We start from the raw sequence: 23,097 nt of genomic DNA, 5'->3' as shown, positions 1-23,097 counted from the left end.
GAGTGGGTAACCGGCAGGGGCCCGAAGAGCACTCGGCGGAGAGAGCAGGGAGAGCGGACGGGTCTGGCTACGCACCTGCGACCGCGGAGCTTCAGGCGGTACGAGAAACGCCGGCGCCCAATCCGCCGAGGCGGGTGGCAAGGACGCCGGCACCGAAAACGCACGTCCAAAGGAGGTGGTTTCGGTGTCGAGTGTAGCGGGGCCCGCGCTGGACGATGCCTCCGCACTTGCCACACGTGACAAAATGTAGTTATATTTCTCTCCTCGCCGAGTGGTGGCGGACGCATTCCAGGAACGCTGTGTTCGGCGCCCACGCTGCCCACCATTCCTCTGGCTCCAACGCCGGGCCGCGCTTGCGCGCCGAGCTGGCCGTCTGCACACACGAAGGAGACACGATGATCCGCGCTGGACGCGCCGGACAGGTTCAGACGATGGCCGACCTCGCTGCCTCGCAAAAGATGTCCCTGGGGAGGTTCCGCAACACCAAGCAGCACCTGCGCGAGGGGCACCCGGCCTCGATCAGCTCACCGGGTGCTAAGACGCTGCTGTGGGATGCCGAGCAGACGAGCGCGTTCAACGCCGGTGACCCCATCCCCGACATCACGGGCCCAGACAGTGACGAGGACCTGCTGGATCGTCAGGAAGCTGCAGCCGAGCTCGGTGTCACTGCGCGAACGTGGAACAGTTACCGGTATGACCCCCGGCTCTCCGAGCACGTGGTTCTGGTCCCCGAACGTGCAGCCGGCGATGACCGGCCCCAGGTCGAGCACTGGCCACGCGGCGTCATCCGCGCCTTCAAGGCCGGTCGGCCGGGCAAGGGGCAAGGCCCGACAGCTGGAAAGCCCAAGGGTAGCGGCGACATGGTTCCCCGGGACCAGATCGTGCCGCTCATCGCCGAGCTGCTTGATGGCGATCCGGCCGTCACCGCGGCCGCCGTCGTCGACGAGTTGGGCGTCGCCATGACCACGGCTATGAGAGGCCTGGCCCAGCTGCGGGGGCGGCGCATCGCGGACCTGGTCGAAGCTGAGCCTTCCCTGTCCCTCGACGCTGCGGCGGCGCGGCTCGGATACCCGGCCATCACGCGGCGGCGTGCCATTGCGGCCGCGCAGGACGAGCAACGCCGGCGCGCTGTCCAGCCCTACCTGCAGGACGTCGCGGACGCCCTGGCCGAAGCCGGTGCAGCCGAAGCCGGCGAGGTGGAAGTGCTGCAGTCCGGCGACCACCTGGCAGCCGCCATCGTGCTTCAGCCCGGGCAGTCGGCCCAGGCCGTGGTGTGGGACGAGCGGTATGGATGGCGCACCGCCACCAGCCGACGACACCCCATCGGCAAGGGCGGCGCTCCTGAGGGTGAAGGGATCCGCTACCTCAGCGCCGACCTGCAGCCGAAGCCGGCCGACGTGCTCGAAGCCCTCGCCGATGGCCGCCGCGGCAGAAAGCGCCCGGCACGTTAGTTCGCCCCTGGCCGCCCCGGCCCTGCACCAGCTGGTGGTGGTGGACACCGGGCGACCTCTACGAGCGGATGTTCAGCACCTGATTCGGAAGGCATCTACACCTAAGCCCTGGCCATTGGTTGCTGTCGATCTGGGCCAGGGTGGAACCCCTTGCCGTGGGGCCGGGGCTGGTCATCGGCTGTGTTGCGCGCCGGGCGGTTTGCGGATCTCGGGACTGGGCGTGAATGGCGAAGACACCCGGCGAACGCCTCAGCATCCCCGCCCTGTGCCTCATGCAGGCCGAAGCCGATGAGGAGAACCTCTCGCAGCGCGTCCTCGCCTTCTCCGCTGTGGTCGTCGACAGCCTCGACACGATGGCCGCCGTCAGCGTCGGCACCATGATCCGCGACGGCTACGGCGGCCCGGACACCTGCCATGCCCTCTACTGCGCACTGCCGCGCCCCGAATTCACCGGCATGTCGATCCTGCTGACCGGCAACGAGGACGCCTACCCACCCGGCGTGGTCACCGTCGACATCGACTCACTCGGAATGCTCGGCTTTCACTGACGGGCAGGCGATCCGTCGGGCCCTGACCGGCGCCGCTGCTGAGGCGGCTGATCATCACGCGGCACCCTGTCGGAGGCGTGTGCGGTGACTGGGTGCCCGTACGCGTTGTACGGCCGTGCCGACGCCTTCCAGCACCTCTCCCGCCCCGTTCGCGCCCGCTGCGAGGAGCGCCCCTCAGCTTACGGCGGGGCTTTGGTGATGTTTGGGGGTGGGGCAGTGGGGACAGGAGTGTGGCGAACGCACGTACGAGAGGCGGGGGTTGAGTGTGTTACACCGGAAACGCATAGTTGCTCTGACCGCAGCGGCCTGCGCGACCGTGATCGCCACAACTACAGCCATGGCGCCTGGCCCCATCAAGGACGGCAGCGGCGCGGCTCACATAGTGGACGACAGCTTCACGACGCTGGCTTCCCCGGGGGGCGAAGACCCGATCCTGCGCGCAGGGAACGCGAAGTTCGGGCTTGCTCACATAAAGAAGGGGGGAAAGCACAACGACAAGCCCAGCCATCCCTACGACGCGGCGGCCAAGAAGCTGTGGCAGCAGGCCTTCTACAACAGCATCTGCAAGTCTGACGGCAAGTACTACACGCTGTACTGCCATCCCTATAAGGCGGGCTCACAGAAGCGTACGATGTGCGTGTTCGTCGATTACGCCGACTTCACTTTCCATGGACAGAACATGGGCCAGAAGGGCATCATCACGGCCTACTGGACCAATGGGCAGAAGGGCCCGAACGGACGCGATTCATGTCTGGAGAAGAACGACTGAGGGGTTCTGCTGCTTCCCGGCGTTTCGTGCCCGGGGACCGGGTCACGCCGCGGGAGGCGACAGACCATCCGGAGGACCCGGTCGGCACGGTCGCGGTGCGGGTGTCGACCGGTGAGCTCCTGGTGAGCTTCCCGCTGGCCGGCGGCGAAATGTATCTCGACGAAGAACTCGACCTCGTCGAGCCTGCTCCGCCGGGTTGGACACCGCCTCCCCCAACCAGTTCGTAGGGCAGGGGCGAGAGCCAGCGAAGCGATGCACCACAGGTGCCCGTTGTCCGTGATCACGGACAACGGGCACCTCGGCGTTCCCGTCAATCGACTCACCTGACCTCACCGCAGCGCCAGCCGTCGGTCTGCCGCCAGGTGAGTGCCGGCTGCTCTTTGCTGGCACGGGGCCGCTGAGGTGCCCTCGCCGCGCACGTTGCACATACGCGCGGCACGCCCGCTCGGGCGCTTTCGTCCCGCCCCGTGTGAGGCGCGGGGCGGGGGGCCGTTCAGCGTGGGCTTGCGTATGTCTGGGGCAGGGCGTGGGCTGCCCCGGTGGTGGTGTGGTCGGGTTCTTCGGCGGCTGCTGGTGGCTGGTAGCTGCTTCGTCGGTCAGCAGGAGGGCCAGGAGCAGTGGTGCGGAGCGTTCGCTGAGGGCGTGGGCGGATTGCAGGAGTCGGTGGCGTGCTCCGGCGGGCAGGGACAGCGCCACGCAGGTGGCTCGCCCGGGGATGCCGAGCGGGAAGGCGGCGCAGACTTCGCGTTGGGAGTACTCCAGCAGGTCGAACTGGGCGGCTTGGGGCCGTGTCCGTCGAGGGCTTCGAACAGGGCGCGGGGGCTGGTGATGGTGCGGTCGGTGAGTTTGATCGGCCGGTAGCGGGCGAGGTGGTTCATGCGGCTGTCGAAGTCGAGTTGGGCCAGCAGGCTTCTGCCGACGGCGCTGGCGTGTGCTGTGTCGCGGAAGTCGACCCACTCCGTCACCGCGGGCGCCTGGGGGCTATAGGCGGACTGGAAGACCGTGACGTCGCCGTGGGTGTAGCCGCTGACGTAGACGGCGGCGCCGAGGTGGTCGCGCAGTCCGGCGAGGGTCTGTTGGAGGAGTTGGTTGCGCTGCTGTGGGTGGCGGGTCATGTTCATGAGCGGGCCGGGGACGTGGGCGCCGGCGATGGTGGAGATGAGGTGCTGGCCGCGCAGCCAGTGCAGCAGCCAGGCCACGGCTGCGAGCGGAAGTCGGCTTCGGCGGGCCAGGGTACGGGTGGTGATCCCGTCTGCTGCGTCGACGAGGTAGAGGATGTCCAGGGCTCTGACCGCTGCTTTCCACTGCTGAGGGGTGTCGGTGTGGGCGGGAGCCCTGCGGGCCATTTCCGTCAGCGCAGCCGGCCGCAACGCATGGACAGACCACCAGGGTTCGTGGCCGCTGTCCTCGTCTGCTGAGGCGCTGGGCGTTGGCGCCGGCTGCTGAGGGAGTGGCAGCAGCAGCCCTTCGCCGTAGTGTGCGGCGCCGCACGGGGCGGTGAGGCGGGGGTGGTCGGCCGCGGAGGGGTCTGTTTGCGGTCCGGGGCCGTGAACGTGGTCCAGCCTGGGGGCCGGTACCCGGACGAGCCGGGGCAGCGCTGATTCCAGTCCGCCTGGTGCGGTGTGTCGGGCTGGCTCGACGCCGCCCTGGTCGGCGGCTGCTCGCAGTTGCGGTGCCAGGGACAGGCCCATGCCTGTGCGGACTTCGTCGATGAACTGCGGATCCTCGATCACCGGGGAGACGGGGTGGCTGGCCGACGTGCCGTGCTCTGCCGTCTCCAGCAGCGCACGGGCATCGCCATGTCCGTGCCGTGCAGCCTCCGCAACAAGGAACCGCACGTTCTCACGCCGCCCCGCGCCCCCCGCACGTGCGGTGAGGGCGGCCATCCGGAACAGCGCCCCGGGATGGCCCGCCTCGGCGGCCGCGCCCAGCCAGTCGGCGGCCGGCGCCAGTTCGTTGCGGCTCAGGGCCTTCGACCCCAGCCGGTACAGCGAGTTGGCATGCGACCGTTCCTGGGAGGTCAGCGCGTACATGTTGGTCAGGGGACCGAAGTTTCCACACGGCCGGTCCCAGAAGTCGGGCGGGCCGGCCAGCTGGGCCAGCAGTTCCGCGAGCCCGGCGGGGACCACGGGCTCCGGGCACCGCGCCCCGTCGCGGTGGTCGTACCTGCTCACATCCCTCACCTGTCCCTCTCCCCGTGCTGCTGCTTCTTCCGGTGCCCGTCCCGAATATGCCCAGCGAGATTGCGTCTTAGATCCGCAACTGCCTTATTTCGAAGGTTATGGAGGCGGTGTGCAGGTATGCCGAGCTTGGTCGCGATCTGCACGTCGCTCAGCCCCCGGCTTTGCAGGTCCACCACCTTTCGTCGCAGGCTTTCCGGCATCCCCTCGATCGCCGGGAGCACCAGCTCCTGCAGCACCCTTGAGCCGTCATCCACCACTGCTCGGGTCTCTGGCACAGCATCGAATGCTGCGCCGCTCATCAGCACCAGCCGTCTGCCGCGCTGCTGCTCACGGCACCAGTCGAGGGCGAGATTGCGGGCTGTCCGCCGCAGATACGCCATCACGTTCGTCCCCGGCGGCAGTTTCCCGGCGGCCGCCTTCGATCCCACCCGCAGATAGGCCTCCTGCGCGATGTCCTGGCACGCGGCCAGCGACAGCGCCCCAAACGCCCGCCGCAGTGCAAAAGGCTGGGTCTCAATAAAGGCCGGGTAGCAGTCCAGCAGCCGCTGCGCCACATGCCCGCCCAGCGCCACCGCCTCTTGGGACAGGCCGTCTCCTACCACGGGCCCGACTCCTCACCCGCCGTCGCGTCGTCCAGCGGCCGGCCGGCGCCGACCGTGACCCGCACCGTTGCCGGTACCTCCGCGGCCACATCGACCTGCACGACCGGAACCCCGGTGACACACCGGCAAGGGGCCTCGGCCGAGCCGGCCTGACGGGACTTCCCAGCGACAGGTCTGCGCTCCCAGTACATGCGCACCACGGCGCCGAGCGCGTGCACCGCGCTCACGGCGGCCGGAAGGTATCCAGTCCACTCCAAGGACGACGTCATGTAAGTGGCTCTCTCCATCTATCTGGCACGGACGCGGTGCGCGCCCTCGCCCCCCTGACGAACCCTGAGACCCACTTCTCCCCCCACGGCCCCCACGTTCACCTGAGCGGGTGAATCCTCGGCGTCTGACCGGCCACCAGGCGCTGGAGATGGTTGCCGAAGCCGGGGCGCGCTCTTCGGCCCCGTGTCCTGTGCCATCGAACTTTGAGCGTGTGTCATCGAAGTTTGAGTGCGCTGCTCCGGGCGCGATCGGGTGCCACTGCCGCACCCGCGCCAGAGGGTGATCGCTCTTGTGAACCTTTCCGGCTGGAATGCCGACTGTCTGTGTGACGGATTGCGCGGGACAGGGAGATGGCGGGTGAGCAGCGACGTGCACGACGGGCTGCTGGTGGTGCGCTGCCAGCTCGGGGAGCGGGAGGCGTTCCGCGAGTTGGTGGGTGCCTGGCATGCCCCGCTGTGCCGCTACCTGCGCGGGATGGTCGGCTCACCGCACCTCGCGGACGACCTCGCACAGGAGGTGTGGATCGCGGTGGTGCGTGGCCTGCCGCGCCTGCGGCAGCCGGAGCGGTTCGCCCCATGGCTGTTCACCATCGCCCGGCGCACGGTCACCGACCAGCTGCGTCAGATGTACCGGGTTCCGGAGACGTCCCTGGACGTGGTGGGCGACGTCGTCGCCGACGACGAGCTCAGCGGCGTCTTGACCACCATGCAGATCGAAGCCGGCCTTTCCGGGGTGCCGCCCCTGGAGCGCGAGGCGCTGATCCTGTTCCACCTTCAGGATCTGCCGCTGGTCGCCTGTGCGGAGGTGCTCGGCGTACCGCCCGGCACGGTCAAGAGCCGGCTGCACCGGGCACGACGCATGTTGCGGACCACCCTTGCGGAAAGGGGATACGAGGCATGAGTGAGCAGAACCCCGCAGCTCAGCGGGGTGTGCCCGAGGAGCTGGAGCGCGCACTGGCTGCGGAGGTGTCGCTGCGCTCCCGGATGCGCCACATCGCGGTGGGGCTGGCGGGTGGGTGCGCGGCGACACTGATCGCGGTGCTGTGGGCGACCGAGCCGGATCCGCTGCCCGCCCGCACGCAGGTGGCCTTCGCCGGACTGATCGCCATCGGGGCGGCCTGGGCCGGCTTGGCCGGATGGGTACTGAGCAGGCGGCGACCGCTGTTCGCCCGGGACCGGGTGCTGGGCGCTCGTCTCGCGCTCGGGGCGACCGTGCTGACCACCATCGCGGGGACGGCGCTGGCCGCCGTGCGCGGTGCCACCGCCGACGTGCTGGTCACCGCCCTGGGCGGGGTCCTCTTCACCGCCGCGGCAGCTCTCGTCTTGGTACGGGCACAGTCCCGCCGCCGCGAACTGCTGCGACTGCGCGATGCCCTGCAACGAGACGACTCCTGAAACACAACCGATCCGAGATCACCCGATCATCAAGGAGATTCCCAATGATGGTGTCAAGCCGGGGCAGTGACGCCTTGTGAGTGCGTCAGGCCGCTGCAGCAGGCTGGGGTCCGCTGGTCTCGAACGTGCGGTGGTCGCGTATGAGGGCCCAGAGCACGTTCAGGCGGCGTCTGGCCAGGGCGAGGACGGCCTGTTTGTGGTTCTTCCCCTCAGCGCGTTTGCGCTGGTAGAACCGCTGGGACTCGGGACAGTGAATCGCGGCGACCTGGGCGGAGAGGTAGAACATGCGCAGGAGCCGACGACTGTAGCGGCGAGGCCTGCGCAGGTTGCCGGAAACCTTGCCCGAGTCCCGTGGGACGGGGGCGAGTCCGGCGACTCCGGCGAGCCGGTCGGGGCTGCCGAAGGCGGTCAGGTCGCCGCCGGTCGCGGCGATGAACTCGGCGCCGAGCATGTCGCCGATGCCGGGCATGGAAGTGATCACGTCTGCGTCGGGATGCTCGCGAAACCGGCCTTCGATCAGGGCTTCGAGGTCCGCGATGTCCTGGTCAAGGGCCATCACCTCCCTGGCCAGCGTGTGGACCATCTTGGCCGCGGTCTTCTCTCCCGGCACGGTGGTGAGCTGGGCCTCGCCCGCGGTCACCGCCGCGTCCGCGGCGCTCTTGGCCGTGGTGAGCGTGCGCACGCCGTGGTTCTTCAGCCAGGCCGCCAGCCGGGCCCGGCCGATACACCGCAGGGCGGCAGGGGTCTGGTACTTCGTGAGCAGGATGAGCGCGGTCTTGGAGGTGCTGTAGTCGAAGGCCCGCTCCAGGGCGGGGAAGTACTCCAGCATCTGGGCACGGAGCCGGTTGATTGCGCGTGTGCGGTCGGCGGACAGGTCCATGCGCCGGGCGGTGAGGATCTTCAGGTCAACCGCGATCTCGCTGGTTACCTGCAAGGGCTGCAGGTCGCGGCGCATGCGGGCGGTGTCGGCGATGACGAAGGCGTCCTTCGCGTCCGTTTTGCCGCTGCCGCGGTACGCGCCGGAGGCGTGGTGGACGGTGCGTCCGGGGATGTAGAGCAGTCTCTGCTCGTGGTTGACCAGCAGGGCGATCCAGAGTGCGGCGCCGCCGGCGTTGAGGTCCACCGCCCACGTCACCGGCTCACCCTCGGCCAGGTCCAGGACGTCGCTGAGGAGTTCCAGCAGCTCGGTCTCGCTGTTGGGCACCCGGCGCGTGAGGAACACCGTGGCGTCCTGGTCGATCACCGTGCAGTGATGCTCGCCCTTGCCCGCATCCGTGCCGGCCCACAGTTCAGGCACGCCCACCTCCGAAGTCGTACGTGTCCTTGTTCCCAGCAGACGACCTCGCCGACGTGTCCATACAAGCGATTCAGTTCGCGCATCCCAATGAGTGGCCGAGTCGTCGCGGGGAGCCGGGCGGCCAATCTCCTTGAGCCACAACATCCGCGACGAGATGACAGCCACACCCAGCTCCCCTGGGTGTCCCGATCCTACGAATGACCGGAACGAACCCAAGAAGAAAGGTATGGATCGATATGAACAACAAGACCGCTCCCATCGGCCCGCTGGCCTTCGCCCTCCGCCTCAGCGGAGCAAGCAAGCGCACGGTCCTGCTGCTCACGGCACTGGCCGGCGCCGCTCTGCTCACTGGGGTCGGCCTGCTCCTGACCTGAGCGACCAGACCCGCCGATCCCGCAGTCATGCGCATGCGGCGGCTTGGTTGTCGGTCTGGTCTGATCTCGGTCGTGCGTCGCGCACGATCGATGCTTACGCCCGGGGCTGGCTGAGTACCTGTTGATGTGTGAGCGGGCGGGCGTCGACCCCGTCGCGGCGGACCGCGCGCATATTGCGCTCTACGTGCGGGAGTTGAACTCGCGGCCGAGCCGTCGAGGAGCGAACGTAGTCTCGATCGACTCGGGATCGGGTCTTGCGAACGCCACGATCCAGCAGCGTTTGGTGCCGGTTCGCTTGTTCTACGACTTCCTCATGGAGGAGGGCCTGCGGGGGTCGAACCCGGTGGGTCGGGGCCGCTACACACCCGGCCGGCGGGCTGGCGGGAATCAGCGGGGGTTGGTGCCGCGGCTGACGAAACTGCCGTGGATCCCCACCGAAGAGCAGTGGCTGCACATCTTGGAGGTGGCGCGGCGCGAGCCGGTCCGCAACCGCGTGATGCTCGCCCTTGCCTACGACGCGGCGCTGCGGCGCGAGGAGTTGTGTTCACTGCGGACCGACGATGTCGACCCGGCTCATCGCACGCTGCGGGTGCGGGCGGAGACGACGAAGAACGGGCTGGAGCGGATGGTGCCGTACTCGGCTGCGTCCGGGGTACTGCTGTCGGGATATCTCGCCCACCGGGCTACGGTCAGCCGGGCGCGGGGCCCGTTGTTCCTTTCTGAGTCCCGGCGCAACTACGCCCAGCCGCTGAGCTTGTGGACCTGGTCGAAGGTGGTCCGCCGCATCGGCCTGGCGGCGGGAGTTGAGCGGCTGACCACCCACACCACCCGGCACCTGTGCCTGACGGACCTGGCCCGGATGGGCTGGGAAATCCATGCGATCGCTACGCTCGCCGGCCACCGGTGCACCGACTCCACCCTGCAGTACATCCACCTCTCCGGCCGGGACCTCGCCGACAAGCTCAACGCGGGCATGGAGCACATCCACGCCTGGCGGGTGCAGATGCTCGCCGCCCCGGATGCGACAGGAGTTGTGCGATGACGGCGTCCCCGTTGCCGGCCGGTGAGGACGACCGCTGGCGTTCGCCGATACCCGCGCAGCACTACGACCGCTTTCCCCTGCTGCTGGCTTCCGAACAGCAGGCCATCCAAGCGTTGGGGCTGAGGGAACTGCGTCGGCTGCGCAATCACAATGCCCTCGCCCCGCAGTGGTTTGCCCTCCAGCGGCTTCTGGGGCCGCTGGAGGCCATCGATGCGAGCTTCGACTCTCCGTCAGCCGAGCACGTACGGCGAGGGAGGCTCGATGCGAAGGCCGTGTTGCTGCTGCGGTGCGCGGAGTCGGGGCGCTCCTTTTGGGGCTGGACGCGGGAGGAGTGGCTGGAGCTGCTGGGCGAAAGTCACGCTGCCTTCCGGCGGAGTGTTCCGGAGTGGGCCGAAGGCGCGGTGCGGCCGTTCCTGTGCGGGCACGCCTTCTACCTTGCGGAGTTCAAGGACTTCCACCGGCTGGGCTATTTCGGCCGGCACACGCTCGCCTGCCGGGTCTTCGGGCGCAGCCGGGTGGATGCGGGGATCGACCGGATCCGCGCAGTGCTCACCGAATGGGGCTACCGATACGGCGGGGAAGAGGACACGACGGTCCCGTCGGTGGTCAGCCAGCTCTTCCTCCTCAACCGCAGTCCCCACGTCGATGACCTCTCAACGGATCTCTTCGCCAGGGTCCGCGAGGCAGGGGCGCTCACCGCGGCGGGCATGCGCGGCCTGCACCCGGTGCAGCGGGCCGTGGCCGCTTTGGGATTCAGCGATCAGCCTCCCTGGAACACCAGCCCAAAGATGGCGGGGACGGCGGGGGTGCCGGCGGAGTGGAGCCGGTGGGCCGAGCGCTGGTATGCCACCTCGACTCTGACGCCCAACGTCCGCCGTCACTACCGGGCGACACTGTTCAAGGCCGGCCGGTGGCTCGCCGCCGAGTGCCCGGACGCTGTCAGCCCAGAGCGCTGGACGCGGCAGACGTGCGCCTCGTGGACAGCGGCTGTTGAGCGAATGAAGGTGGGTGACTTCGTGGAACGGACCGTGGCGCACAGGGACCGTATTGGGCAGCCCCTGAGCGCGGCAGCCAAGAGCGAGCACCTGAGCGTGCTGCGGGCCTTCTTCCGTGACTGCCAGGAGTGGGAGTGGTTCCCGCGGCGTTTCGACCCTCAACGGTCGTTGACCACTCCGCGCAGCATCAGGTCTCTGATCGGCCCGAACCCCCGGGTGATCGCCGATGACGCGTGGGCGAAACTGCTGTGGGCGGGGCTGAACCTGGAAGCGGACGACCTGTTCGAGACGGGAGCCGGCCACTTCTATCCTCTGGAGCTGGTCCGGGCCGTCACCTTGACCTGGCTGTTCTCCGGCCAGCGAAGCGATGAGATCGCCCGGCTGCGGGTGGGCTGCATCCGGTGGCAGCACGAGGGAACGACGATCGCGGGCGACTCGGAGGTCTTGGCCCGGGACGCGGTCTGCCTTCTGGATGTCCCCACCCACAAGACGGGCACGGCGTTCAGCAAGCCGGTCGACCCGATCCTGGGGCAGGCGATCGACGCCTGGCGGGCCGTGCGGCCCGAGCAGCCGAAGTACACCGACCGCCGCACCGGCGAGCTGGCGGACCTTCTGTTCTCCCTCAGGGCCCGGCCGGTATCCCCCGCCTACATCAACTCCACGATCATCCCGATGCTCTGCCGCAAGGCGGGAGTTCCTGCCGCTGACGTGCGCGGGAACATCACCAGCCACCGGGCCCGCTCCACCATCGCCAGCCAGCTCTACAACGCGAAGGAGCCCATGACGCTGTTCGAGCTCCAGGCGTGGCTGGGCCACCGTTCGCCACAGTCCACACAGCACTACGCGAAGATCAGCCCGAACACCCTGACCCGTGCCTACAGCGACGCCGGCTACTTCACCCGCAACCTGCGCACGATCGAAGTCCTGGTCGACCGGGACGCGGTCGCCTCCGGCGCGGCAGCATCGGGCGAGCCCTGGCAGTACTACGACCTCGGGCACGGCTTGTGCACCTACTCCTTCTTCGAGCAGTGCCCGCACCGCATGGCCTGTGCACGCTGCGACTTCTACACGCCCAAAGCCTCCAGCAAGGGCCACTTGCTGGAGGCCAAGGAGAACCTGCAGAAGATGCTGGCCGCCATCCCGCTCACTGACGAGGAACAGGCCGCCATCGACGACGGCCAGACCGCACTCGACCGACTGCTGGAACGCCTCGCAGACACCCCTACACCCTCCGGCCAGACCCCCCGCCAACTCAACGTCCCCACAGGAGCCACCCTCCTGCCCATCGTTGACGTCCGGCAGGGCACAACGCGGCGAGCTAGGGAAGACTTGCGATGCATCGCACCAGACACCGCGAGCCCGCCCTCCGGGCAACGAAGCGACTTGTCCTTGCCCCCGGCGACAGTCGTCAGTGTCCTGCCCCTACTGCCCAGTCCAGCCCGGGGCAGATCACCCCAGCCCGGGCAGGCTCCGCAGCTCCTTGATCTTCAAGAGTCGTGCGAGGAGCACGAAGAGAAGGAGCATGGTGACGCCTCCTGCCGCCAGGCCCAGAACGGGTGCCCATGTGGTCGACGTGACGGTGGTGGAGCAGGTGCGGGCCACGAGCCAGCCCAGGGTTCCGGCCGCGAGGGCGGAGGCTGTTAGCTTGCCGTAGGTGCGGCACAGTCTCTTGCCGTCCAGCTGGCCTTCGAGGCGTCGTCGCAGCAGCAGCGCGGTGATGAGCAGGCCGATGGCGTAGGAGGCGGCGTAGGCGCCGGCCAGGCCGATGACGGCCCATCGCGGGGGCATCAGCAGATGGCAGGCGGTGGCCAGGGCGATATTGACCGTACTGATCCACACGGCCATCCAGAACGGGGTTCGGGTGTCCTCGAAGGCGTAGAAGCCGCGGAGCAGCATGTACTGCGCGGAGAAGGGGATCAGGCCGAGCCCGAAGGCCTGAAGCATCTGGCCCAGCGGCACGGTGGACGCCGGATCGGCCGCTCCGTGCGCGAAGACGACCTGCGCCATTTGCGGGCCGAGGGCCACGAAGAAGAAGGCGGCGGGAACGATGACGACGCCGCTGATCCGCAGGGCTCGGGAGAGGTCGCCGCGCATGTCGTCTAGACGGTGTTCGGCGACCGCCCGGCTCATCCGCGGCAGCAGGGCGGTGACCAGCGAGACGGTGATGACCGACTGCGGCAGCGACCAGATGGTCTGCGCGTAGTTATAGGCGGAAAAGCCCACACCGCCATTGGGCAATGCCGTGTCCGCGGCGGAGGCGTAGCGGGTCACTACCGTGCTGGCCACCAGGTTGGTCAGGACGAACAGCAGGGTCCAGCGGGCTGCGCTGATGCTCTTGCCCAAGCCGGTGCCGCGCCAGTCGAAGCGCGGGCGGAAGCGAAAGCCGGCGGCCCGGGCGAAGGGGATCAGGGCGAGGGCCTGGATCGCCAGGGCGAGCGTGGTGCCCGCGCCGAGCAGCGTGACCTGGGTCTGCGTGATGTCCTTGACGGAGTCCGGGACCGTCATCATGCCGAGGTACACGCCGAACATGGAGATCAGGACGACGTTGTTGAGGACAGGGGTCCACATCATCGCGCCGAACTTGTTCCGGGCGTTGAGCACTTGGCCCAGGATGCTGAACAGTCCGTAGAAGAAGATCTGCGGGAGCAGGAACCGGGCGAAGACCACCGTCAGCTGGAACGCTTCGTGGTTGGCCGGTGAGTCGCTCTGATAGAGGCTGATGATCTGCGGCGCCGCCCACACAGCCAGCAGCGTGCCGACTCCGAGCACGGACATCGTGAGTGTGACCAGACGCTGCTCGAAGGCACGTCCGCCGTCCGCCTGCTCAACCCTGGCCCTCACCAACTGCGGTACCAGTACGGAGTTCAACGCGCCGCCGATGAGCAGGAAGTACAGGCTCGCCGGCACCACGTTGGCCTGGTTGTACGTCGTGGCCAACAGTCCCGTCCCCAGCGCCCCGGCCTGCAGCACTGTTTTGAGCAGTCCCGTCCCCCGGGACACCACCGTCCCCGCCGCCATCAGCATGGACGAGCGCAGCAGCCCGCCCTTCTTTGCCGCATCCGGCTTCGTAGCGGCGTGGCGCCGCCGCTTCTGATTCCTCCGTGACCGCGTTTTCGCCGCAGCCTGCGTCCCCTCCACCATGTGCCTAATCTACGGCGAAGAGATCATCATCATTTGCGCTGCTCCGGGTTCTCTGGTCAGCCCGCGGTCCCCAGCCGATGCGGAGCCAACTGGAGAGCCCGGGGCCTGGGGTCATGCAGGACGCCCGGCCACGGGCCGCCCCCCGGCTCTCTTCCTCGCCGGCTGCGATCCGAGGTGGCAGAGCGGCGACGGGTACAACTGCGCAATCACCAAGGACAGCGGACTTGACAGGGCTGATTCCACAGAATGGAGATGTGGCTGCAGATCAGCCTCGAACGCGTCCGGGAGCAGATCATCGTCGCCGAGCAGCGCGCCGCGCAACAGGCGCGGGCCACGCCGCCACCGCCGCCGGATTGGGTTGTGCAGCTCAGCATCGGGCACGGGGCGCACCCCATTGCTGTACATGTAGGCGGCTGCCGAAGCGCCGGCCGCCGCGCTCGCCCCGTCAGCCGGGACCAGGCCATGCGCGCCCTCACCGAGGGCGTCGATCCATGCGCCCTGTGCCGCCCCGACACCGAGCTCGGCATCGTCTAATCGCCCACGGCGGGAAACGGGAAACGGCGCCAGCGGCCAGCAGGACCTTGCTGAGGCCCGCCACGTCCCGTTGACGCATCGGAAACTGCCCGCCGCCCTCGCGCTGTACAGCCACCCCCGGTGGCACTACGCCTGTGGTGGGCACGGCATGCCCGCCCCTGAGCCTGGCCGGGGGCCTAGGAGGCTTCCGGGGCGTCGGCCGACGACGTGCGTACGGGCCGTGCTCCTTTGCCTTCGGACGGCTCTGTCCGGGGGCATCCGCGGTACACGATCCGTACCGTCGAGCCATGCGATCGATCTGGAAAGGAACCATCTCCTTCGGGCTGGTCGCCCTTCCAGTAGACCTATTCGCCGCCACTGAGGATCACGGGCCTGGCCTTCACCTCGTGCACGCCAAGGATGGTGGTCGTGTACGCCACCGGCGGGTATGCGAGCTGGACGGACGTGAGATCGGCCCGGAGGAGACTGCCCGCGGCTGGGAGGCGCCCGATGGTCGCACGGTTGTTCTCCAGGATGCCGACCTAGACGCCTTGCCACTGCCCTCGAAGAGGATCATCGAGGTACTGGGATTCGTCGGCACCGCTGACGTCGACCCGCTGTTGTATGCGCGTCCCTACTGGGTAGGCGCCCACGGTCCCGGGGCGCAGCGCCCCTACGCGGTCCTGGTTGAAGCGCTGGCGCGATCCGGCCGACTCGCTGTCTGCAAGGTTGCCCTCAGGTCACGGGAGCGGCTGGCGATCCTGAGGCCGAGGAACGGCATCCTGATCTGCCACACGCTCCGCTGGCCTGAGGAGGTTCGTCAGCCGGGTGACCTGTCCAGTCCCGTCCCGACCACCACGCGTGAGCTGGAGCTCGCCGAGCTGCTGATGACGGAGATGTCCGGGGTGGACGTCGGGTCGCTGCATGATGACTATGCCGAGGCTCTCAACGTGCTCGTGGACACCCTCGCGGCCGGTGGGAAGGCCGTGCTGCCGCCTGAGCCGGAGCCTCCCGTGGATTTGATGGCCGCGCTGGAGGCATCTGTGCGGACCGCTCGACGTGCCCGGAACGAGACCGAGTAGACCGACCTGCGGCAAAGCACGCCGTGGCGGACAGCGGCTGCTGGCTCGGCCATCAAGCGGACAAGATCACCGGCCCCCACCGCACCGACGCCTGAGCCCGCACTTGGTGGGGTGACCTGCCGGGCGGGGGGTCTGTCAGGATGGTGGGTATGGCAAATGAGACGGCGACGCACGACGAGCGGCTGCGGGACCTGGAGGCGGAGGCGTTCCGCACCGGGCGGACACTTGCGGAGCACAGCGAGCAGTTGACGACGATCCGTGAGCAGCAGCGCACGGCGTTTAGCAACCTCGACTCCCTCGCCGACGCCGTCGGCGCGCCGGGGGACCGGTCGATCACCCAGCGCTTGGACACGATCGAGGCCGTCCTGTTTGCCCTCGCCCGCGCGCAGGGCATCGACCCCGACAGCGTCTCCTGACCCAGCTGGTCGGCCGGGCCCCAACGTCGGCCGGACTCTCACGCTTGAACGGCTGTGGCCCCGAACACGTCTGGTGTTCGGGGCCACAGCCGTATGTGTGCAGGTCAGACGGTTGGGCGCGGCACGGTCGCCGTATCTCCTCTGCCGGTACTGGATGCCACGCAGGTGGTCCTGGCGGGCGGTGACCAGGGCGCGCCACCGCTGCCGGACGGTGTGTGCATCGTCCAGCCACTGTGTGGCGCTCTCAGCGGGCTCGGGCAGGTCGCCCATGGCGGTGGCGATGTCGACGTAGTACGCGTAGCCCCCAGTTGCGGTTGCCTCGCGCAGGCGGTCGATGGTGGATGTCAGGTCGTCCTCGCGTACGGCGTGGTGGAAGGCGAGGACGGTTTCCAGGAGTGGGGTGAGCCAGGCGAGGCCGGCGACGGTGATCTCGGTGCGCAGCACAGTGGCGCGGTCGGTGACGTCACGGTCGGTGCCGGCGTCCCGCACGAGAGCCGCGACGTCGGCATAGAGCGTGGTGGCGCGCTGATCGAGCTGGGCGAGGAACTGGCGGGCAAGGGCCAGTTCCTCGTCGGCGCGCAGCGGGTCGGCAAAGGCGCAGACGAGGGCGAGGAGTGTCTGGGCGATAGCCCGCTCGCCCGGGGCGTCGTGCTGCTCAGCCTCGGTCCGTGCGGCCTCAAAGGCGGTGACGGCGTGGGAGATGTCGCCGTGGGGCCACCTGATGTGGCCCAGGACGCGGTGGTGGCGGCCCTCCCAGCCCAGAGTGGGAACGGCGGCGAGGGCGGTGGGGAAATCACCCGCAATTCGGGCGAGGTCGGCCAGGCCGCGGCGGGCGCGCGGGGCGAGCCGGCCGTCGGCGTCGGCGTCGGCGACCTGGCGGTATCCGTCAAGGGCGGCGTCGGCCAGGAGCCGGCGGTGGAGTGCGCTGAGGTTCACGCGGCTGCGGAGGTCCTGCTGGCCAGAGCGGGGAAGGCCGCTTCCCACACCTCTCGGATGTGCCGGCTGACCAGCGTGCGCAGCACTGGCCACAGCGAGACCAGCATGCCTTTGTTGAGCAGCGCGGTCAGGTCGTCGCGCTGCCCTTCGGCCAGTGCGGTGCGGTAGTAGCTCATGCGCTGGCGTGGCTGGTCCAGGTTGTAGGTGCGCAGGCCGGACCAGGCGATGTGCAGCGGCAGCTCGACGCGGCCGTGGGTAGGGCCGGTGAGGTCGTCGAGGGAGGCAGGCAGGCGGTCGGCGTACCGCTGGCGCAGCACGTCCGTGGCGGACGGTGCGGCGGTGGGGAGGACTGCGAGGCCATGGAGCGATTATCCCCTGCCGAGGTGCTGGCGGGTACCGGTGGGCCGTATCCGCTGTGCTCGCGTCGGCTCAGGTGCATGGCGTCCTCCTAGATCACGGCGACGGCGGCGTGGCAGGGTGGGGGCATGTGCGGCCGATACGTCTCCACCCGCCGCCCCCAGGATCTGGTCGACCTGTTCGACGTCACGCGCTGGGACCCTGACCAGGCTCTCGACCCGAGCTGGAACGTGGCCCCGGCCTGAGCAACCAGCTCGACCTGGCCCTCGGGCCGCGGTCGTAGCTCCGCCGGGAGTTGGGAAGCCGTCAACGGGAATGCTGGAGGTGGGACAGGAGACACTGGCTGTCGTGGCAGGCCAGACTGTGAGTAGGTGATGGAGGTGAAGGGATGAGCGTTGCCAGCTTTACGCACCACGGGCCCTGGACCGTCCAGGACGTCCTGGCCCTGCCCGAAGACCGGACCGTCCGCTACGAACTGCTGGGGGAGTCACTCGTGATGTCCCCCGCCCCAGGCCTGCGCCACCAGCGCGCCAGCTTCCGCCTCCACGTCGCCCTGGACGCGGCCGCCAGCGCCGCCGGCGCCCCGGTCGAAGTGCTGGAGGCCATCAACGTCCTCCTGCCGTCCGGCCTGGTCGTGCCGGACATCGTCGTCGCCGACGCGGGCGCGACCGCCGAGGACGGCGTCAGCATCGACGCCGATGCCGTGCAGCTGGTCGTCGAGCTCGTCTCACCCGGCAACAAGACCATGGACCGCAAGCTCAAGCCCCTGCTCTACGCCGAGGCAGCGGTCCCGCACTACTGGCGCCTGGAGTTCGACCCGGCCCCGCGCCTGATCGTCAGCGAGCTGGACGGCGGCCGGTACGTCGAAACGGCGACCGCCCTGTCGGGCACCGTGACCCGCATCAAGGAGCCGTTCCCCTTCGAGATCGACCCGGCCGGGCTCGCCCAGCCGCAGCACAGAGGCTGAGACCCAACCCCCCTCAGGACGGGGTGGCGCCCTTGTACGGCGGGCGGAGTCACGGGTGCCGACCGGTGGCTGGCAGCGTGGGGGCATGTGCGGCCGATATGTCTCCACCCGCCGTCCGCAGGATCTGGTCGACCTGTTCGACGTCACGCGCTGGACCCCCGACCAGGCGCTGGATCCGAGCTGGAATGTGGCCCGACCAATGATGTGTGGTCGGTGCTCGAACGCGTCGAACGCGATACCGGCGAGGTCACCCGGCAGCTCCGACCACTGCGCTGGGGTCTGGTGCCGTCGTGGGCAAGAAGCCTGAGCATCGGCGCGAAGATGATCAATGCGAGGGTGGAGACCGTCGCGGTGCTACTTCTCACCACGGGGAGCTGCGAGTTCTCACGTGATTCCACCCCTGGTCCTCATTCGGCGTCACCAAAGGACCTGTGACCAGCCGTGGGTGGCTGGCATTCCGCGGCGAAGCGACCCGGGGCCGGGCCAGCCGAAGCCTGCGGTGCCGCCGTTCAGGTCGGGGGCGCGCATGCGCGGAGCCTGCAGGCTCCGGTCATGTACGGCCACCTCGATGCTCTCCGGGTGCGCGGTGAGGTCCAGGGTGCAGGCGCCGCCGTGGCACAGGGCGTTGGTGACGAGCTCCGAGACAACAAGGACCCCGGTGTCGGCAGCCTCAGCCGCGCTCGCCGGCGGCACCAGGTCTTCGAGGAAATCCCGGGCGCTTTGGCGTACGCCGGCAATGGATACCGCGGAACGGACGGTTGCCACGTTGACGCTCATTGTGTCCATCAGGTCACCCTGGTCTCTGGATCGTCACGCGCGGTCCTGTCCGGCGGTGCTTGTGCACTGCCTGCGGTGTGTCAACCGCACGAGTCCCGGCTATGGCGCGTGTCCAGAGCGGTCATCCACATGTCCAGACGGGGCGGCTGTGGTGTTCGCGGCGTCAAGGCTGGCGTAACGGTGCTGGTCGGAGAGGGCGAGCCTGGCTGGAGCGGGACCGCCGCGCACCTGTTCAGTTTTCGAGGCCGACTATATCTCTCCGCATGGCTCACGGAAATCTATGTCGGCCGGAGTAGACATTGGATCGTGGTGTGGTTATGGTTTCTCTCGTAGCCCAGAGAGACAGCAGGGCCCGGCAGAGATGAACTGCCGGGCAGCAGTAACCGCAGTTGCAGTTCGCGGGACGGTGCGGTGGTGGAGTTTCGAAGCCAGGGTTGTTGCAGGACGGCGACGGGACTGACGACCGGACCGGGTGGCCCGCAGTCATCAGGGGCCGCCGTGAGCAATACCGCAGTTCACGCAGTAGCAGTACCCGCAAGTGCAGTTCGCAGTACCCAGCAGTGAAGTAAGTGAGCAGCACCTCGGTGAAGGCGTCGGCTGCGGGCGCGCGCACCGGGAGTTCGGCAGTGGGGTTCTAAGCCAGAGCAGACGCAGGACGGGCAACGGGCCTGGCTGTCGAAGAGTGGCGCTACCGCAGGCCACGCAGCAGTTTGCACCACCAGCAGTACGCAAGAGAGCAGTACCAGCAGTAGGTCAGTGATTGATCCCAGAGGGAAGAAACGGAGGAGCCAGGCGCCATCAGGATCGCCCGGGTGGAAACCTGAGCCCGGGTACCGCAGGACATCGATAGTGAGGTGGTCTCCGGTCAAGCAACCGCGATCCCCGCACACGTCCTCATCCCCCGTGAGCCGGTGCGGAACAAGAAGGCCGGCGCAGTATCAAGGCCGGCAGATGGTGTAGTAGTTCCTTCGGGGCCCGGGTGCCATACGGCATCCGGGCCCCTCCACGCGTTCCACACAGTGAGGTGAAATGACAGCAGACGACTCGTTCAGCCGTCTCGACGACGACGACTACCCCGCCTACACCATAGGCCGGGCCGCCGAAATGCTCGGCACCACACAAGGCTTCCTCCGCGCCGTCGGAGAAGCCCGCCTCATCGCCCCGCTGCGCTCCGAGGGCGGCCACCGCCGCTACTCCCGCTACCAGCTGCGCATCGCTGCCCGCGCCCGGGAGCTCGTCGACCAGAGCACCCCCATCGAGGCCGCCTGCCGCATCGTCATCCTCGAAGACCAGCTCGAAGAAGCCCAGCGCATCAACGCCGAATACCGCCACGCCGCCGAATCAGAGAACCCGACGACCGCGGGCTGATGTGGTGAGTGCCCGCGCTCGGAGCGTACAGCTGCCCCGGGACGAGGCAGCGCGAGCGCGCGATGAAAGGCTTCCGGACACCCGGCGCGGCCCAGAAGTTCCTGTCCGCGTTCAGCGGCGTGACGAGAACTCTGATCACGACTCTCCCGCGCTGTTCCGAGCGGTCATCCCCGCTGCCCCCGCCGCTGCCGGCCTCGCGGCCATCCTGACATCATCCCGAACAGGCCACCCGCCCGGACTCCAGGGCCCGGTTCCCCTCAGCTCATGATTCACAGGGTTCAGCTGCTGATGCGCAGGGTTTGGCTCCTGCCTTGAGGGGCTTGAAGGGCTCGGCTCCTGATCCCGATGGGACTCAGCGGCTGATCGCCCAGCCTCTGATCTCTCACCGACTGATCCCTCAGCGACTGATCCCTCAGCGTCCGATGTCTCAGCGACCGGTCTCCCAGCGTCCGATCCCCTAGCGTCTGATCTCGAAAGACTTCTTCTCGATCAGCTTGCCGCCCTTGAAGCAGAACCGGAATACGGGCTCGTCCAAGCCGTCCCCGGTCTCGGTGGACATCAGCGTGAGGCACTCGGCTCCCTTGGGCTCGGGCGGCGCGCCCTCGTCCAGACCGCTGGTCAGGAACGATTCCCCGTCAGGCAGCTGTTCGCGGACCTTCGCCTCGGACTGCCCCATCTTCACCGCGTCGTACTGCTTCGGCTCGATCATGGCCTTGTCCGCCTCTTGGAGGAAGACGACCACCCCGATGACCACGACGATCAGCAGCAGCAGGCCGAACAGCGCCGCCAGCCCACAGCCGATCGCTATACCGTTTCGTCTCTTTTCCCTGCTCATTGCCCTGGCCAGCTCCTTCGGCAGACTGTTCCAGTCGATGACTGGATCACCCTCGTCGGAGGGCCCCGCGGCGTTCTGCAGCCGAAAGTCGTCTGTCGCGTCGACGAACGTCGCCGCCCCGCCGGACGAGTGGCTCGGAGCGCCCTCCGGCGACGTGTACGGCAGCACGCCCGCCAGCCGGAAGCCGCCGTCCGCCGTCGGGCCCGCGTGCACCATGCCGCCGATGAGCCGGGTCCGCTCCCCGAGCCCGGTCAGGCCCTGACCGCCGCTTACCACGCTCCGGCCGGTGCCGGCCGCCTCGGGGGCAGGGCCGTTCGCGACCTCCACGACCAGCGCATCCGGCTCGTACCGCAGCTCGATGGTGATCGAGGCACCCGGGGCGTGCTTGTGCGCGTTGGTCAGGCCTTCCTGCGCGACGCGGTACGCCGCGTGATCGGCGGTCGGGGCGAGCGGGCGCGGTTCACCGGAGCGCCGCAGCTCCACCGCCGTAGCCGCGCCCCGGGACGCCTCCACCAGGCCCTCGATGCCGGCCGCCCCGCGTGACGGCGCTGTGGCGTCCTCTTCCCCCATAGCCTGAAGGGCGTGGGAGGTGGCCCCCTGGCCCAACTGGCCGCCCCGACCCTCCTGGCCTCCCTGGCTTCCCTGGCCGGGACTCTCCGTCCCGTCCCTGAGCAGCCCCACCACCTCGCGCAACTCGTGCATCGCGGCCACCGACGCCTCGCGCAGCACACCCACGGCCTCCCGCTGCCGCCCGGTCAGCTCCCGGTCCACTTCCAGTGCGCCCGTGTGCACCGATATGAGCGTGAGCTGATGGCCGAGGCTGTCGTGCATGTCCTGCGCGATGCGCTGACGCTCCCGCATCCGGGCCTGTCCGGCGATCATCGCGCGTTCGCGCAGCAACTGGGCGTTGTACTCACGAAGGATGTCCGCAAGCGTGCGGTGCTGCGACCAGTAGCGGCTGATGAGGCCGGGTACGACCACCATGACCAGCGTCACCGGGGCGACGAGGGCGAGGCTCAGCAGTGAGGGGGGCGCCTCTTTCAGCAGGGTCAGGCCGAGGATGACGACATACGCGGCGCCGAAGGTGCCGGCCGCCTTGCCGACCCCGCCGATCCGCCGCCCGGCCGACCAGGCGGCGACGACGACCAGCGGACTGAGGCCGTCGAACTCGCTCATGCCGAGGGCCGTCGTCAGAAGTACGGTCGCGGGCAGCACCCGGCGCAGCGGCGACAGCAGCGCGGCGGCCAGAGCCGCTACGGCGATCCGTACGGTGCCGCCGTCGCTCAGGAGTTCGGCGGCCCCTGCCAGCAGCCCGAGCACCACACTCAGCAGCGATTCGCCCACGATGCGCCAGGGAGTCCACATCCCGGGGGCGAAGAGTGCCCTGGCCGGATCGGCCAGCCGCCGGGGCGCCGAGCGCAGCCTCGCCCCCAGCGCGTGGCGAGCCGATACCGCAGGGTCCGTACATTCCACACGAGTCACGCAGACACGTTAGGCAGCCGCAGCCGGACACCGCATCTGTCATTGGTCGCGACGGACAACGACGAAAGTCGCAACGCCGAGAGTCGCAACGCCGAGAGTCGCAATGACGAAGGTCGCAACGCATCGCGTCTCCCCGGCGCACAGACCATACCGGGGGAGCGACTTTGGCTCGGCGGGTCCTCCCGCGGGCTGATCGAGATCGGATCCTGAGGCTGAACAAGGCTGATCGCCGGGCGTACCGCTGGGTAGCCTCGCGTGGAACCGCACCGGATCGGGGCGAGGGGACCCCGGCCCTGAG

At 68.8% G+C, this 23,097-nt stretch carries 19 protein-coding genes and 3 pseudogenes; 14 read left to right on the top strand and 8 right to left on the bottom strand.

Annotated features, from left to right (window positions below):
* The first annotated feature begins 395 nt into the window (after positions 1-395).
* The 3 genes from K9S39_RS01445 to K9S39_RS01435 all read left to right on the top strand — a co-directional run bounded on the left by K9S39_RS01445 (position 396) and on the right by K9S39_RS01435 (position 2,768).
* Positions 396-1,451 (top strand): DUF6292 family protein, encoded by a 1,056-nt coding sequence (locus tag K9S39_RS01445; RefSeq protein WP_248861498.1) that lies wholly within the window; start codon positions 396-398, stop codon positions 1,449-1,451.
* 224 nt (positions 1,452-1,675) lie between these two features.
* Positions 1,676-1,999 carry a hypothetical protein gene (locus K9S39_RS01440; protein WP_248861497.1) on the top strand — a complete coding sequence of 108 codons (324 nt, stop codon included), beginning with the start codon at positions 1,676-1,678 and terminating at the stop codon, positions 1,997-1,999.
* A 337-nt stretch (positions 2,000-2,336) separates the two neighbouring features.
* Positions 2,337-2,768 carry a hypothetical protein gene (locus K9S39_RS01435; protein WP_248861495.1) on the top strand — a complete coding sequence of 144 codons (432 nt, stop codon included), beginning with the start codon at positions 2,337-2,339 and terminating at the stop codon, positions 2,766-2,768.
* Positions 2,769-3,364: 596 nt separating this feature from the next.
* Here K9S39_RS01435 and K9S39_RS01430 read toward each other — a convergent pair.
* From K9S39_RS01430 to K9S39_RS01420, 3 genes are read right to left on the bottom strand one after another with little or no spacing between them, the layout of a single operon-like run.
* Entirely contained in the window at positions 3,365-4,942 is a 1,578-nt protein-coding gene (locus K9S39_RS01430; protein ID WP_248861493.1) for an IclR family transcriptional regulator domain-containing protein, read from the bottom strand.
* A 5-nt stretch (positions 4,943-4,947) separates the two neighbouring features.
* The gene (locus K9S39_RS01425) at positions 4,948-5,553 is read right to left on the bottom strand and encodes an RNA polymerase sigma factor (RefSeq protein ID WP_248861492.1); all 606 of its coding nucleotides are present in this window, start codon (positions 5,551-5,553) and stop codon (positions 4,948-4,950) included.
* The gene (locus K9S39_RS01420; RefSeq protein WP_248861490.1) at positions 5,547-5,822 is read right to left on the bottom strand and encodes a hypothetical protein; all 276 of its coding nucleotides are present in this window, start codon (positions 5,820-5,822) and stop codon (positions 5,547-5,549) included. Before K9S39_RS01420 ends, K9S39_RS01425 begins: the two co-directional genes overlap by 7 nt.
* A 358-nt stretch (positions 5,823-6,180) precedes the next feature.
* Between K9S39_RS01420 and K9S39_RS01415 the strand changes: the two genes are divergently transcribed.
* The gene (locus K9S39_RS01415) at positions 6,181-6,723 is read left to right on the top strand and encodes an RNA polymerase sigma factor (RefSeq protein ID WP_248861489.1); all 543 of its coding nucleotides are present in this window, start codon (positions 6,181-6,183) and stop codon (positions 6,721-6,723) included.
* Positions 6,720-7,217, top strand: coding sequence for a transmembrane transport protein (locus tag K9S39_RS01410; RefSeq protein WP_248861487.1), 498 nt, complete (start codon positions 6,720-6,722; stop codon positions 7,215-7,217). Before K9S39_RS01415 ends, K9S39_RS01410 begins: the two co-directional genes overlap by 4 nt.
* 85 nt (positions 7,218-7,302) lie before the next feature.
* Here the strand turns inward: K9S39_RS01410 and K9S39_RS01405 are convergent, their stop codons facing one another.
* The gene (locus tag K9S39_RS01405; protein WP_454894870.1) at positions 7,303-8,514 is read right to left on the bottom strand and encodes an IS110 family transposase; all 1,212 of its coding nucleotides are present in this window, start codon (positions 8,512-8,514) and stop codon (positions 7,303-7,305) included.
* A gap of 236 nt (positions 8,515-8,750) precedes the next feature.
* On the opposite strand from K9S39_RS01405, the gene K9S39_RS01400 reads away from it, so the two are divergent.
* The 3 genes and pseudogenes from K9S39_RS01400 to K9S39_RS42265 form a co-directional block, all read left to right on the top strand.
* The gene (locus tag K9S39_RS01400) at positions 8,751-8,888 is read left to right on the top strand and encodes a hypothetical protein (protein WP_248861485.1); all 138 of its coding nucleotides are present in this window, start codon (positions 8,751-8,753) and stop codon (positions 8,886-8,888) included.
* Positions 8,889-9,171: 283 nt separating this feature from the next.
* Positions 9,172-9,930, top strand: a complete 759-nt coding sequence (locus K9S39_RS01395) for a tyrosine-type recombinase/integrase (protein ID WP_248861484.1) — start codon at positions 9,172-9,174, stop codon at positions 9,928-9,930.
* Positions 9,927-11,768 (top strand): annotated as a pseudogene (locus K9S39_RS42265) (tyrosine-type recombinase/integrase); the annotation flags it as partial. The gene K9S39_RS01395 and the pseudogene K9S39_RS42265, both read left to right, overlap by 4 nt.
* A 606-nt stretch (positions 11,769-12,374) precedes the next feature.
* On the opposite strand, the gene murJ reads toward K9S39_RS42265, so the two are convergent.
* Positions 12,375-14,066, bottom strand: a complete 1,692-nt coding sequence (murJ, locus tag K9S39_RS01385; RefSeq protein ID WP_248861483.1) for a murein biosynthesis integral membrane protein MurJ — start codon at positions 14,064-14,066, stop codon at positions 12,375-12,377.
* Between the two features lie 246 nt (positions 14,067-14,312).
* On the opposite strand from murJ, the gene K9S39_RS01380 reads away from it, so the two are divergent.
* Both K9S39_RS01380 and ku read left to right on the top strand, forming a co-directional pair.
* Complete coding sequence (locus tag K9S39_RS01380; protein ID WP_248861482.1) at positions 14,313-14,600, top strand: DUF6233 domain-containing protein; 288 nt, start codon at positions 14,313-14,315, stop codon at positions 14,598-14,600.
* Positions 14,601-14,887: 287 nt separating this feature from the next.
* Positions 14,888-15,661, top strand: a complete 774-nt coding sequence (ku, locus tag K9S39_RS42655; protein ID WP_406707855.1) for a non-homologous end joining protein Ku — start codon at positions 14,888-14,890, stop codon at positions 15,659-15,661.
* A 1,348-nt stretch (positions 15,662-17,009) separates the two neighbouring features.
* Here ku and K9S39_RS01370 read toward each other — a convergent pair.
* Positions 17,010-17,330, bottom strand: coding sequence for a hypothetical protein (locus tag K9S39_RS01370; RefSeq protein ID WP_248861480.1), 321 nt, complete (start codon positions 17,328-17,330; stop codon positions 17,010-17,012).
* 428 nt (positions 17,331-17,758) lie between these two features.
* On the opposite strand from K9S39_RS01370, the gene K9S39_RS01360 reads away from it, so the two are divergent.
* Both K9S39_RS01360 and K9S39_RS01355 read left to right on the top strand, forming a co-directional pair.
* Positions 17,759-18,337, top strand: coding sequence for a Uma2 family endonuclease (locus tag K9S39_RS01360; RefSeq protein ID WP_248861479.1), 579 nt, complete (start codon positions 17,759-17,761; stop codon positions 18,335-18,337).
* 85 nt (positions 18,338-18,422) lie between these two features.
* A pseudogene (locus K9S39_RS01355) lies at positions 18,423-18,685 on the top strand (SOS response-associated peptidase family protein); the annotation flags it as partial.
* Positions 18,686-18,754: 69 nt separating this feature from the next.
* On the opposite strand, the gene K9S39_RS01350 reads toward K9S39_RS01355, so the two are convergent.
* Positions 18,755-19,123, bottom strand: coding sequence for an ATP-binding protein (locus K9S39_RS01350; protein ID WP_248861478.1), 369 nt, complete (start codon positions 19,121-19,123; stop codon positions 18,755-18,757).
* Positions 19,124-20,143: 1,020 nt separating this feature from the next.
* On the opposite strand from K9S39_RS01350, the gene K9S39_RS01345 reads away from it, so the two are divergent.
* Positions 20,144-20,482: a MerR family transcriptional regulator gene (locus tag K9S39_RS01345; protein ID WP_248861477.1), complete on the top strand. Its 339-nt coding sequence runs from the start codon at positions 20,144-20,146 to the stop codon at positions 20,480-20,482.
* Positions 20,483-20,523: 41 nt separating this feature from the next.
* Positions 20,524-20,607 (top strand): annotated as a pseudogene (locus K9S39_RS01340) (IS6 family transposase); the annotation flags it as partial.
* 332 nt (positions 20,608-20,939) lie between these two features.
* Here K9S39_RS01340 and K9S39_RS01335 read toward each other — a convergent pair.
* Positions 20,940-22,682: a sensor histidine kinase gene (locus tag K9S39_RS01335; RefSeq protein ID WP_248868553.1), complete on the bottom strand. Its 1,743-nt coding sequence runs from the start codon at positions 22,680-22,682 to the stop codon at positions 20,940-20,942.
* Between the last annotated feature and the right edge of the window lie 415 nt (positions 22,683-23,097).

The organism is Streptomyces halobius, assembly GCF_023277745.1.
Classification (GTDB): domain Bacteria; phylum Actinomycetota; class Actinomycetes; order Streptomycetales; family Streptomycetaceae; genus Streptomyces; species Streptomyces halobius.
The sequence above is the reverse complement of the archived record's forward strand: the minus strand, read 5'-3'. Positions and strand labels throughout refer to the sequence as shown.

Coding starts and splice junctions, on each gene's coding strand:
- K9S39_RS01400 (WP_248861485.1), top strand. CDS start 8,751: ATGAACAACAAGACCGCTCCCATCGGCCCGCTGGCCTTCGCCCTCCGC.
- K9S39_RS01445 (WP_248861498.1), top strand. CDS start 396: ATGATCCGCGCTGGACGCGCCGGACAGGTTCAGACGATGGCCGACCTC.
- ku (WP_406707855.1), top strand. CDS start 14,888: ATGCGATCGATCTGGAAAGGAACCATCTCCTTCGGGCTGGTCGCCCTT.
- K9S39_RS01345 (WP_248861477.1), top strand. CDS start 20,144: ATGACAGCAGACGACTCGTTCAGCCGTCTCGACGACGACGACTACCCC.
- K9S39_RS01410 (WP_248861487.1), top strand. CDS start 6,720: ATGAGTGAGCAGAACCCCGCAGCTCAGCGGGGTGTGCCCGAGGAGCTG.
- K9S39_RS01350 (WP_248861478.1), bottom strand. CDS start 19,123: ATGGACACAATGAGCGTCAACGTGGCAACCGTCCGTTCCGCGGTATCC.
- K9S39_RS01335 (WP_248868553.1), bottom strand. CDS start 22,682: ATGTGGACTCCCTGGCGCATCGTGGGCGAATCGCTGCTGAGTGTGGTG.
- K9S39_RS01440 (WP_248861497.1), top strand. CDS start 1,676: ATGGCGAAGACACCCGGCGAACGCCTCAGCATCCCCGCCCTGTGCCTC.
- K9S39_RS01380 (WP_248861482.1), top strand. CDS start 14,313: ATGGAGATGTGGCTGCAGATCAGCCTCGAACGCGTCCGGGAGCAGATC.
- K9S39_RS01360 (WP_248861479.1), top strand. CDS start 17,759: ATGAGCGTTGCCAGCTTTACGCACCACGGGCCCTGGACCGTCCAGGAC.
- murJ (WP_248861483.1), bottom strand. CDS start 14,066: ATGGTGGAGGGGACGCAGGCTGCGGCGAAAACGCGGTCACGGAGGAAT.
- K9S39_RS01435 (WP_248861495.1), top strand. CDS start 2,337: ATGGCGCCTGGCCCCATCAAGGACGGCAGCGGCGCGGCTCACATAGTG.
- K9S39_RS01420 (WP_248861490.1), bottom strand. CDS start 5,822: ATGACGTCGTCCTTGGAGTGGACTGGATACCTTCCGGCCGCCGTGAGC.